The 11,783-nt window shown below is 42.6% G+C and carries 16 protein-coding genes; 1 reads left to right on the forward strand and 15 read right to left on the reverse strand.

Annotation, left to right across the window (positions count from 1 at the left end; genetic code table 11):
• The 4 genes from tnpA to ETB99_RS11995 form a co-directional block, all read right to left on the reverse strand.
• The coding region (gene tnpA / locus ETB99_RS11980) for an IS200/IS605 family transposase (protein ID WP_171700703.1) at positions 1-249 on the reverse strand (249 nt) is incomplete at its 3' end.
• A 66-nt stretch (positions 250-315) separates the two neighbouring features.
• The gene (locus ETB99_RS11985; RefSeq protein WP_171700704.1) at positions 316-1,284 is read right to left on the reverse strand and encodes a PLP-dependent cysteine synthase family protein; all 969 of its coding nucleotides are present in this window, start codon (positions 1,282-1,284) and stop codon (positions 316-318) included.
• A 45-nt stretch (positions 1,285-1,329) separates the two neighbouring features.
• Positions 1,330-2,028, reverse strand: a complete 699-nt coding sequence (gene mtnN, locus ETB99_RS11990; protein WP_171700705.1) for a 5'-methylthioadenosine/S-adenosylhomocysteine nucleosidase — start codon at positions 2,026-2,028, stop codon at positions 1,330-1,332.
• Positions 2,029-2,046: 18 nt separating this feature from the next.
• On the reverse strand, positions 2,047-2,685 hold the full coding sequence (locus tag ETB99_RS11995) for a class I SAM-dependent methyltransferase (protein ID WP_171700706.1): 639 nt from the start codon (positions 2,683-2,685) through the stop codon (positions 2,047-2,049).
• A 137-nt stretch (positions 2,686-2,822) separates the two neighbouring features.
• Here ETB99_RS11995 and ETB99_RS12000 point away from each other — a divergent pair, with 137 nt between their 5' ends.
• On the forward strand, positions 2,823-3,026 hold the full coding sequence (locus ETB99_RS12000) for a DUF2536 family protein (protein WP_035018511.1): 204 nt from the start codon (positions 2,823-2,825) through the stop codon (positions 3,024-3,026).
• Positions 3,027-3,030: 4 nt separating this feature from the next.
• Here ETB99_RS12000 and ETB99_RS12005 read toward each other — a convergent pair whose 3' ends face one another.
• The 11 genes from ETB99_RS12005 to ETB99_RS12055 all read right to left on the reverse strand — a co-directional run bounded on the left by ETB99_RS12005 (position 3,031) and on the right by ETB99_RS12055 (position 11,749).
• Complete coding sequence (locus ETB99_RS12005; protein ID WP_077428916.1) at positions 3,031-3,627, reverse strand: YrrS family protein; 597 nt, start codon at positions 3,625-3,627, stop codon at positions 3,031-3,033.
• Entirely contained in the window at positions 3,624-5,372 is a 1,749-nt protein-coding gene (locus ETB99_RS12010) for a peptidoglycan D,D-transpeptidase FtsI family protein (RefSeq protein WP_171700707.1), read from the reverse strand. The genes ETB99_RS12005 and ETB99_RS12010 overlap by 4 nt, the downstream gene beginning before the upstream one ends.
• 47 nt (positions 5,373-5,419) lie before the next feature.
• Positions 5,420-5,896, reverse strand: a complete 477-nt coding sequence (gene greA / locus ETB99_RS12015) for a transcription elongation factor GreA (RefSeq protein ID WP_004889325.1) — start codon at positions 5,894-5,896, stop codon at positions 5,420-5,422.
• Between the two features lie 93 nt (positions 5,897-5,989).
• Entirely contained in the window at positions 5,990-6,625 is a 636-nt protein-coding gene (udk, locus tag ETB99_RS12020; protein WP_077428918.1) for a uridine kinase, read from the reverse strand.
• Position 6,626: 1 nt separating this feature from the next.
• Positions 6,627-7,880 carry a peptidase U32 family protein gene (locus ETB99_RS12025; protein ID WP_171700708.1) on the reverse strand — a complete coding sequence of 418 codons (1,254 nt, stop codon included), beginning with the start codon at positions 7,878-7,880 and terminating at the stop codon, positions 6,627-6,629.
• A gap of 20 nt (positions 7,881-7,900) precedes the next feature.
• A complete protein-coding gene (locus tag ETB99_RS12030; protein ID WP_171700709.1) occupies positions 7,901-8,830 on the reverse strand; it encodes a peptidase U32 family protein in 930 nt (309 codons plus the stop codon).
• 1 nt (position 8,831) lies between these two features.
• Complete coding sequence (locus ETB99_RS12035) at positions 8,832-9,479, reverse strand: O-methyltransferase (RefSeq protein ID WP_041638056.1); 648 nt, start codon at positions 9,477-9,479, stop codon at positions 8,832-8,834.
• Between the two features lie 109 nt (positions 9,480-9,588).
• Positions 9,589-10,671, reverse strand: a complete 1,083-nt coding sequence (mltG, locus tag ETB99_RS12040) for an endolytic transglycosylase MltG (protein WP_171700710.1) — start codon at positions 10,669-10,671, stop codon at positions 9,589-9,591.
• 85 nt (positions 10,672-10,756) lie between these two features.
• Complete coding sequence (locus tag ETB99_RS12045) at positions 10,757-11,050, reverse strand: DUF1292 domain-containing protein (protein ID WP_004889318.1); 294 nt, start codon at positions 11,048-11,050, stop codon at positions 10,757-10,759.
• 5 nt (positions 11,051-11,055) lie between these two features.
• Complete coding sequence (gene ruvX, locus ETB99_RS12050; protein WP_171700711.1) at positions 11,056-11,478, reverse strand: Holliday junction resolvase RuvX; 423 nt, start codon at positions 11,476-11,478, stop codon at positions 11,056-11,058.
• Between the two features lie 4 nt (positions 11,479-11,482).
• Positions 11,483-11,749, reverse strand: coding sequence for an IreB family regulatory phosphoprotein (locus ETB99_RS12055; protein WP_035020016.1), 267 nt, complete (start codon positions 11,747-11,749; stop codon positions 11,483-11,485).
• Positions 11,750-11,783 lie beyond the last annotated feature (34 nt).

Raw genomic sequence — 11,783 nt, forward strand, 5'->3', positions numbered from 1 at the left:
AAACGCTTGTATAATTTTGTGCAAATGTTGACGAGGGTCAAAAGAAATGAACAAATGAACATGATCAGGCATAATTTCCATTGCTTTGATTTGTACATCATGTTCTTTGGCAACTTCTTCAAAAATTTTTTTTAAATCTCGTTCAATATCTCCAACTAACACTTTTCTACGGTATTTTGGACAAAACACAATATGATATTGATTGAGATAAACAATCCCTTTTTTATGGGTGTATTTTTCGTTTTCCAAAAACAATCACCTCTATACTAAATATACCATAAACAATAGATAAAATAAACACATCTAATAAATTTATCAAAAAAATACGCAATTCATCCCCTTGTCTAAAGGCAGGGGCTTTCTTGCGCTTCCCCCGTAAATGTTTTTACTTAAATACCGTTCGCTACTATCTGGAAATACGACGACAATGTTCGTTCCTTCTTTCGCCTGTTCCGCCTCTAATAACGCTGCATGAAACGCCGCACCAGACGAGCTACCAACAAGCAAGCCTTCCTTTTGCGCCAACTCTTTCACGCGCCGAAACGCATCATCATCAAGTATAGTATGAATCGCATCAAAATAGCTCGGATCCATATACGTCGGTAAAAACTCCATACCGATGCCTTCCGTTCGGTGCGGGCCTGGTTTTCCACCGTTTAAAATCGAGCCTTCTGGTTCTACGATGACCGTTTTCACACGCGCATTTTTTTCTTTTAAAAATTGCGCCGTTCCCATAAATGTACCGCCTGTTCCTGCACCGGCGACAAATACGTCAATATGTCCGTCCAGTTGCTCCCAAATTTCTGGACCGAGCGTTTTATAATACGTGCGTGGGTTCGCTGGATTAGCGAACTGCTGTGGGCAGTAGGAGTTTGGAATTTCAGCCGCCAACTCTTTCGCTTTACGAATCGCTCCTTCCATCCCTTCGCTCGTTGGGGTGTTGATTACTGTTGCGCCAAGCGCGCGCATGAGTTGTTGTTTTTCGATGCTGAACTTTTCGGGGACGCAAAAAATGACGCGAATGTTTTTTCCGATCGCCGCAAGCGCAAGACCGATCCCTGTATTGCCTGCCGTCGGCTCGATAATCGTTCCACCTTCTTTTAACTTGCCTGTCGCTAGCGCATCGTTTAACAATTCTTGGCCGAGACGATCTTTGACGCTTCCGCCTGGGTTAAAATATTCCAATTTCGCAAATATGCGTACCCCCTTTGGCAGCGGAAATTGCGTAATTTCAACGATTGGCGTACGGCCGATTAATTCATGCACGTTTTTCGCTACTTTCATGTTGTGACCTCCCAAAAGATGAAAAGAAGGAGAGGATGCCTCTCCCTATTTATTTAATTCATTCACCATTAATTGCACAAGTTCAGATGAGTGAAGAGCTGCTTTTTGTAAAAATTGTTCAAACGATACGTTCGACTCTTTACCTGCGATGTCTGATAATGCGCGAATGACGACAAACGGGACGTTAAATTGATGACATACTTGCGCAATCGCAGCAGCTTCCATTTCAACTGCGTATAAGTCAGGGAATTGCTTGCGTACAAAATCGACGCGCGCTGGATCGTGCATAAAGGAATCGCCTGTCGCAATTAATCCTTTTGCCACTTGAATGTCGCGAATGTGCGCCGCGCTCGTTTCAGCCGCTTGCACTAACCGCTCATCTGCGGCGTAGCGCGCCGGCATGCCCGGCACTTGTCCGTACGTATAGCCGAATGCCGTCACATCTACATCATGATGAACAACTTCGGTTGAAATGACGATATCGCCAACGTTTAGCGACGGCGCAAAACCGCCGGCCGAACCTGTATTAATAACGACATCTGGCGCAAACCGCTCTAACAAAATCGTTGTTGACATCGCTGCGTTTACTTTTCCAATGCCTGATTTTAATAAGACGACGTTCGCTCCGTCTAACGTGCCGCTATAGAAAGAACAATTTGCTACCGTTGTTTCTGTTCGGTTCGCTATTTTTTCTCGTAAAATGGCTACTTCTTCTTCCATCGCTCCAATGATTGCTATGTTCATCGTTTCAACCTCTTTCACTTATTGTTTGACAGCTTCCATCAACCAGACGAAACGATTCATTGGCGTAAATGTGACGGTAAAACCGTGCGTTGTAAACATATGCTCTAAGGCAGGAATTGTCGTGTAATATTCGCGCTGTAAGTCTTCCGCTAAATCGACAAATCCTTTTTGTTTCGCTTCTGCAATCATCGCCTCGTACGCTTCGCGGTCAATAAACGCTGTATCCGCAAACACTATTTTACCACCTTTACGAAGAAGTGTGCTATATTTGCCGATCGCTTCTTCTTTTTCTTGATCTGTTAAATGGTGAAAAGCATATGTGCTCACGATCGTATCGATCGGTTCATTTGGCAAAGGAAACTGTAAAAAGTCTCCGTCTTCAATCGTCACATGACCGAGTTTTTCTTTGGCGAGCTCACGCATCGGTGCAGACGGTTCAACGCCATATACGGTTTTATTCGCCTCAATTAGTTTTTTTGTTAAATTTCCTGTGCCAACGCCGAACTCTAACACGACGTTGCCGCTTTTTTCAACAACTGTATTTAAAATCGTCTCATATCCGTCAAATACGTCACGATATTGCTCATCGTGCCCGTATACTGACGAATCGTACGACTGTGCCCACGTTTCAAAGATGTCTAAAAACTCACGTCCCATGATGTCACACTCCATTTAAAAGTAATAATTCCTATAAGTATAGTATGAATTAAACGTATTACTGTTCTCAATCTATCACATTTTTTGTCGATGTTCAATGGAAATGTGTTAAACTACGTGTAGAGAGGAGGAAGACGATGATTACGTTTGATCTCATTCAAGATAAAGTAGAATTTTTCGAAGCGACAGACTTAGCGACGTTAGAGAAAAAAATTAACGACCAAATTGAACATAACAAAGCGATTATGCTTGAAGTACATCATGTTTCCTATCAAATGCAACTGCTCGAAAACGGGCAACGTCTTTATAGTGCCATGGTGCATTTCAAAGCAAAAAAATAGAGCGTCACGGACGGCGCTCTATTTCTTTTAATTGCTGTACTTTTGTTGGCTTCCACCCTTCATTTGTCACCCATTCGATAAACACTTTATAATGTTCTGTTTTATCTTTTTTGGAAACGGTAGCAACGGCGTGATTCGGGCTGCCGCCATTTCCGATAAACCAGACGATAAGATCGGACGAAGAAATGCCTGTCGCATAACTAATAGCATCGAGCATCTCTTTCCAATCGACCGAGTTTTTATCGTATTGTGTCACATGTGGCTCAGATTGGGTCGTGCCGATCGGCTGCCATGTCGGATTGACGATCTCACGAATCACGTTTGAGTTTGGATCATCGACAACCGTTTCTTCAACGTTGTCGTTCGATTGTTGCTCATTTGTTTCTGTTTCCGTTTCGGATGGTTGCTCATCGTTTGGCGGCTCATTTGTCTCCACTTCAACCGGTTGTGGCGAAGCATTCGTTTCTTTTGTCGGTCGGTCGTTGGCGAACAACCATTTCCATCCAAAAAATAAAATAAGCGCAAATACAATGGTAATTAACGTATTCAATATGCGGTTTACTTTTCTTTGTTTTGAACGTTTCGCAAAACGGCTGCTCACTCTTCATACCTTCCTTTCTCTTCCAAATCATATGTTGCGCGAACGATATCAGCAAAAATGGCATTCGTGACGGAGGCAGATGACGTTGTTTCTAATTGTACCACAACGAGCGCGTATTTTGGACGATCAGCTGGGAAATAACCCGCAAACCATTTATTTACGAGTTCTCCTTTCCCTGTTTCTGCTGTTCCTGATTTTCCTGCCACGGCATATGGCAATGATTGAAACGAACGCCCAGTCCCTTCCGGATGCGTCACAACGAGTTGTAATAGCTCTTGTAGTTTGTCGATCGTCTCTTTCTGCAATGAATCCATCGTTAACCGCTTCTCATCAAATGTGAAAAATGTCGTTCCGTTTTTATACATCATTTTTTTAGTGATGCGCACTTGTTTTGCCTCACCACCGCGAGCAATCGTTGCCATCATATTCGCCACCGCCAGCGGTGAAACGCGTACATCTTTTTGACCGATTGACGTTTGAGCAATAGCAAGCGGAATATGTTTATCCCGTGCATCTCCCCAAATGTTCCCTTTTTTCTCTTCACGAAGCGGGCGAAACGATTGAAAATGATATACATCTCCTTCCCAACCCACGCGCGGAAGCAAACCGAGCTTTCGAGCATATACATCAAACATATTTTCGTCTATCGCAATGAGCTGTTTTCCTAGCTCTCCAAACGTTCGATTGCAACTAATCGCAAAGCTATCTTCAAACGAGCGCATCCCTTTCTTTTTCTCTTCTTGCTCACCGTTAATTTTACGATCACAGTTAAACGTCTGTCCGTGAACAAGCCCGTTTTCAAACGCTGCGGCTGCAACGACAATTTTAAAAACAGATCCCGGCACTTGCGGAAGAAGCGCCTTATTTTCCATCGCTCCATCTTTGTACGGATCTCGTTCATCAATGGCGGGAGCGCTCGCTAACGCAACAACATCATTCGTTTCGACATCAAGCAAAACGACCGCCCCTTTTTCCATGCCATGTTGTGCAACGATTTGCTCAACACGTTGTTGCAGAGTACGATCAATCGTCGTTTGTACCGTAATTGGATAAAACGGATTCGCCTGCTCTGTATATTTCACATCCATACCGAACAGCGGCTCACCGCGCGCATCGACATGATACAATAGTTTCGTTTCCCCATCTGGAATGAGAAATTCATCAAAAGAACTTTGTAACCCAGATACACCAATTTTTGTTTGTGGTGATAATGTTTTATCCCCGTACCGTTCTTTCAGCAATTTTTCATTTTCTCCAAGTAAACCGATGACATGTTGCGCATATTTTTGTTTGAGTTCATACTGTTTATGAACGGCAATCACACCTGGGATGCGCAAATCATTAATCCGTTCCATTTGCCACGGTTGTAGTTGAATCGGCTGTTGACCATCATGTAAAATGATCGGACCTTTCGCCTCTTCTAGCTGTCGTTTAATTGTTTCTTTGGACACGGAAACGATCGCAGCAATTTGATCGATTGGCCAATCCATTTTCTTTAAGAATGGAAATAAAACGAGCGTTGGAACGTATTCATATGTGAGCGGCTGGCCGTTTCGGTCAACGAATACGCCGCGTCCATCGTCGATCACGAGCTGTTCGGTGCGCTGAGCGACGCTCGCTTCAATTAAGTTTATCCCGTGAAACGACTCGGTGCTCACAAGTTGTAATTGAACGAGTCGACCGATCAAACCGAATATGGCTAGTTGAATCATTATTAATATGATGACCATTCGTTTTTTTACCATAAAAAACACCTCGTCTTCATTGTCGACGAGGTGTTGTCTTTTAAAACCTATTTGACTGCAACGATTTTGACAACCATGTCGCCGCCAGGTGTATGAACGGTTACTTCTTCACCAACGCGACGACCGATAAGCGATTTGGCAATTGGGGAGTCGTTTGAAATTTTCCCTTCGAACGGATCAGCTTCTGCACTACCGACGATCGTATACGATTCCTCTTCTCCATCTGGAAGCTCAATAAATGTTACCGTTCTTCCAAGCGATACGGTATCTGTCTTTTCTAAATCTTCTTCGATAATTTTCGCATTGCGAATCATATTTTCAAGCATTTGAATGCGTGACTCCACGAACGCTTGCTCATCTTTTGCCGCATCGTACTCCGAGTTTTCCGATAAATCCCCGAAGCTGCGCGCAATTTGAATGCGCTCAACGACTTCTTTTCGTTTCACCGTTTTTAAATATTCAAGTTCTTGCTCGAGCTTCTCCTTCCCCGCTTTCGTCATTGGGTATTCCTTTTCCATTGACATGTCATTCACTCCTTTTTATTTATGTATGGAAAATGTACGAACGAGCAGTTCGTACACAAGACAAAAAGTTTACATATTATCTATGCTATGGTATTACAAAATAGAATTTTGTTCAAGAATCGTTTGAATTTTTGTAACCATTAAATCGATAGCAACGTGATTATGACCGCCTTCTGGGATGATAATGTCGGCATACCGTTTCGTCGGTTCAATAAATTGATTGTGCATTGGACGCACGACGTTTACATATTGCTCGATGACTGATTCAAGCGTGCGTCCGCGCTCTTTAATGTCGCGCAATAGGCGACGAATGATGCGAATGTCAGCATCGGTATCAACGTACACTTTAATATCCATTAAGTTGCGCAATCGTTCGTCTTCTAATACAAGAATACCTTCTAAAATGATGACATCTTTCGGCTCGACGCGAATAACGTCGTTTGAACGCGTATGAAGCGTATAGTCGTATACAGGTTTATCAATCGGCTCATAATTCAACAATTTATGAATATGTTCAATAAGCAAATCATTGTCAAAAGCAAGCGGATGGTCGTAATTCGTTTTTAAGCGCTCTTCAAACGGCAAGTGGCTTTGATCTTTATAATAAAAATCTTGTTCGAGCATTAAAATGGAATGTCCTTGAAAATGTTCATAAATCGCTTTCGTAACGGTCGTTTTCCCCGAACCGGAGCCTCCAGCGACCCCGATGACAACCGGTTTCTTCCTCATGTTAGTGCCCCTTTCTCATCATGTTGTATGGGAAAACTTCGCGATCGACTTTAAAACGAACAATTTGGAGCGGATGACGAGCAGCATCAAGCTCATTTCCTTCCTCATCCCAAATGGTTTCAATGACTTGTGTAAAGTTTTCAATTTCAGGTCCGAAAAATTCCACTTCATCGCCCGGCTTAAAGAAGTTGCGTTGTTGCAACGTCACGATGCCCGTTTCTTTGTCATAGTCAAGCACAAGTCCGACGAAATCGTACGTCGTTTTTTTGCTATGAACGCCAAACATTTGCTCTTTATAGCCTGGAACACCTTCAAAAAAGGCTGGCGCGGTGTCACGATTCGCACATTTATCAAGCTCATCTAGCCACTCTTTACGAATGACGAAATTGTCAGGATCAGCACAATATGCATCAATCACTTTACGATACACGCTTACAACCGTTGCGACGTAGTGAATGGACTTCATGCGTCCTTCGATTTTTAAACTATCAATACCGAGCTCAATCATTTTTGGAATCGATTGAATTAAGTTTAAATCTTTCGGGCTCATCGCAAACGGATCGTCTTCTTTGTCAAATAATGCGACTGCTTGATCGCCTTCAAGCTTGTACAAATCGTAATCCCAGCGGCACGATTGACAACAGCCGCCGCGGTTCGAATCACGCGCAGTCATATGGTTGCTTAATACACAGCGACCAGAATATGCAATACACATTGCACCGTGAATAAATGTTTCGATTTCAATATCGACTTTTTCTTTAATTTCGCGAATTTCTTCCGCGCTTGTTTCGCGTGCTAAAACGACCCGTTCAAGCCCTTCTTCTTTCCAAAATTGCACCGCTTTCCAGTTCGTGAGCGACTGTTGCGTACTTAAATGCACCTCTAACTTTGGTGCAACGCGACGTGCGGTTTCAATAATGAGCGGATCAGCGACAATAATACCGTGCACGCCGACGCGCTCTAACCCACGCAAGTACTCTTCTAGCCCTGGAATGTTTTCGTTATGTGCGTAAATGTTTGTCGTCACATAAATTTTCGCACCGTATTTGCTTGCAAATTGCACACCTTCCGCCATTTCTTCAAGCGTAAAGTTATCGGCATTAGAACGAAGACCGTATTCTTGTCCGCCGATAAAGACCGCGTCTGCTCCATAATGCACAGCCACTTTCAATTTTTCTAAGTTGCCAGCGGGCGCAAGCAACTCTGGTTTTTTCACAATGACACGCTTGCCATTGATAATTTGTGATATGCTCATGAAGGCTCCCTCCTTTTCGTTTAATATACCGTTTCTTTAAAGAAAAAGCCGGTGTCTAACGGGCGATGTGTCGGCTGAATCGCTTCAATTTCTGCAAACAACTTTGCTTTTTCTTCTTCGTATTGTTCGCGATGTTCTACGCATAAATCAATAGCACGGCGATATCGTTTTGTTACTTCGGTAATATACTCTGGCTCATGAAGGACGCCGTCAATTTTAAAGCTATCGATTTTGGCGTCAATCATGTCTTCAAGTTCATCAATAATGCAAATATCATTAGGGCTCATAATGTGCGTACCGTTTTCATCTTCGAAAATCGGATATTTGTTGTCGCGTTCTTTGTCGTACAAAAAGAGCCCTTTTGCGTATTTCATTTGTTGAATTTCCATAAACTTGCCTTGATATTCGAAATAGTTACCGATGAGGGAACGTTTCGATTGGAACATGCATGTCATTCCATGTACTTGCACTTCAATTTCCACTTCCGCATGATTTTTAATATCAATGATTTCTTCCATATTCAACTCGCGGGCAAGAACGGCACGTTTTGCTCCTTTTCGTCCCCAATAGTTGCAAGCGTACCAGTTTGTCGCTGTCGTTTCTGTATTCCAATGAAGTTTCATATGCGGTGCCACTTCCCGTACTGTCATTAAGACAGCTGGGTCGCCAAACACGATCGCATCGACTTGTTGCTCTGCTAAAAAGCGGACATAGTCGCTCAGTTCATCAACTTTGTCATTATGAAAAAGTGCGTTCATTGCCACATATACACGTACATCGTTTTTTCGGGCGACTTGCATCGCATCGATCACATCTTGACGTGAAAACTCACCTGCTAAACGCAAGCCGTACCGTTGTTCACCAATGATGACAGCATTCGCTCCTGCTTGTGCGAGTTGTTCAATATGCGCCACGCTCGTTGGCGTAACAAGCAATTCTGGTTTTTTCATTCTATTCACCTCGTTTTCTCGATATCGCCATTCCGTCACCGATCGGAATGATGACTGTCTCATAGCGTGGATGCGCCATCAGCCATTCGTTATATGCTTGAATTTTTTTGATAAGCTGACGAATGCGTTTTTGTTCAATCGGTTCGTTTGTTGCTACAAGCCCTTTGAATAGTACGTTATCCGTTATAATAATTCCTCGCTCGCTTAATAGCGGCTCGTACAACTCAAAAAAGCGGCGATATTGTCCTTTTGCCGCGTCAATAAACAATACATCGAACGGAGCATGTTTTTTTACTTCATCGCTTATATGAAGCGCATCGCCAAACAATAACGTCATTTGTGCTTTTGTATTCGTTTGTTCTGCATAAACGAGCGCTTGTTTATAGCGCTTTTCATCTCGTTCAATCGTAACAATGTGCGCATTTGGCAACGCTTTTGCCATGCGTATGGCGGAGTATCCGATCGCGGTGCCAATTTCTAAAATGCGCGTCGGTTGAACAAGTTTTAAAATGTGCAACATCGTTTCGATGCCGAGCGCATCCATAATCGGCACATGATGTTCATGCGCATATTGTTCCATCGCTACGATCGCTTCTTCTTTTTTTGGTAGTAATCGTTCTAAATAATGAATCATTTCCTCATTTACCAACGAACTGTCCTCCTCGCAAAAACAAGAGTTCAAACGAATTGAACTCTTGTTTCATCACGATCCATAACTTTATATATACTACCATAAATCAAAACAAAAAGCGAACGTTTTATTGCTTTCCGATATATTTTGCCTTTTCGCGATTATGTTCGTCAAGTGTTTTTGTAAAAATGACATCTCCCGCTGGCGTGGCTAAAAAGTAAAAGTAGTCTGTTTCAGCAGGATGAAGAGCCGCTTGAATCGATGCTTCGCCTGCGTTTGCAATCGGCCCTGGCGGAAGTCCTTTATGCATATACGTATTGTAAGGCGAGTTTACTTCTAAGTCTTTATAGTATACACGTGATTTATGCTGTCCGAGCGCATATAAAACAGTCGGGTCTGTTTGTAATGGCATACCTTTTTCTAATCGATTGTAAAACACGCTTGCGATTTTTTCGCGATCCGCTTTTTCCGTTGCTTCTTCTTCAATAAGTGACGCCATCGTTAGCAATTGATGGACGGTCAAGCCACGCGCTTCCATGTCTTCTGTATATTTTGCTAATACTTCTTCCGTTTTCGCAACCATGGTTTCAATCATTTCTTCAAGCGAAGGTTTTTCTTCTGTAAACGAATATGTCGCTGGGAATAAATATCCTTCTAATGCGTAACGAATGTTTTTATTGAAAATGTCGGATGTCAAAACAGAAGGATATTTTTCCACTAACTCCTCGATATATGAACGATTTGTTAGTTTCGCCATAATCTCTTCGGTCGAATAGCCTGTTTTTTGTGAAATGATCGTCGCAATTTGTGTCAGTTGTTTTCCTTCTGGAACCGTTATTTTTAGCTTCGCTTCTTTCACGAGTTTTCCCGTTTTTAGCTGCTCAGCAATTTGTGCTAACGTCATCGCTTTTGTAAATGTGTAATTGCCCGCTTGAAAGTCAGCATGATTTTTAAATTTCACGTAGTAGCGAAAAATGGTCGCATTTTTAATCACACCGTTTTTTTCTAATACATTCGCAATCGTATACACCGATGAACCGATCGGAATTTCAACATGAATCGGCGTTTTGTCGTTCGGATCAACAGGCTGCAATGCGGAACGAATATATACAAACAAGCCAATGCATGCGGCAATTATCAACAATAACAAAGGTGCTGTAATGTATAGGACAATTTTTCGCACCGTCTTCGCTTCATGTTCTTGTAACATACGTCATCCTCCCTCACTTTTCACATTATACTACAAACACCGACACGACATAAATAAAAAAAGAAGCTGACGCATAGTCAACCTCTTATTCTTCATCTTCTTCCTCTTCACCGAGAAATGTGTTTAGCATTTCTTCGATCATATCCCATTCTTCTTCTGTTTCGATCGGCTGCAATTCTCCTGCCTGCCCATCTTCTCCTGGGATAAAAGAAGATGCGTGAATTTCAATTTCTTCGTTGTCATCTTCTTCTGCACCGATTGGGTAGTACAAAACGTAAGATTTTCCGAATTCTTCAGATTCAAATGTAAATAGTACTTCGCAAAGTTGTTCGTTGCCGTCTTCGTCAACGACTGTAATGTGTTTTTCACCGTGTTCCATCATGTTCACCTCAATTGTTTATGGTCCAAATAAGATTGTAAAATCATCACCGCAGCCATTTTGTCGATCACCTTTTTACGTTTTTTTCGACTAACGTCCGCAGCGATTAACATTCGTTCTGCCGCCATGGTGGACAGTCTTTCATCCCACAAGACGACAGGAAGTGAAAACGTTTGTTTCACTTGTTCGGCAAAGCGTTGTGTCGCCTCGCCGCGCGGTCCAATTGTACCATTCATATTTTTCGGAAACCCGATCACAATTTCTTCGACCGCATATTTTTCAATTAATTGGCGCAAACGGTCAAAGCCGTATTCACCGTTTTCTTCATCGATACGAATCGTCTCGACGCCTTGAGCCGTCCATCCTAACTCGTCGCTTACGGCAACGCCGAGCGTTTTCGTTCCAAAGTCTAATCCTAAAATGCGCATGTGTCTATTCCTCACGATGTGTTCGTAAATAGAATTTCACTAATTCTTCAATTAATTCGTCGCGATCGACTTTGCGAATCATGTTTCTGGCATCTTTATGACGAGGGATGTAAGCTGGATCACCAGACAACAAGTAACCGACAATTTGGTTAATTGGGTTATACCCTTTTTCCTGTAATGCGTCGTATACGGCAAGCAATACTTCCCGAACATCGACGTCCATCGGTTCTTCCGAGAAGTTAAATTGCATTGTGTTATCAAACGAACTCACCGTTTTTTTGCACCCCACTCTCACGTTCCACGAA

The sequence above is a fragment of the Anoxybacillus sp. CHMUD genome, from assembly GCF_013096965.1.
In the GTDB taxonomy this organism is placed as follows: domain Bacteria; phylum Bacillota; class Bacilli; order Bacillales; family Anoxybacillaceae; genus Anoxybacillus; species Anoxybacillus kestanbolensis_A.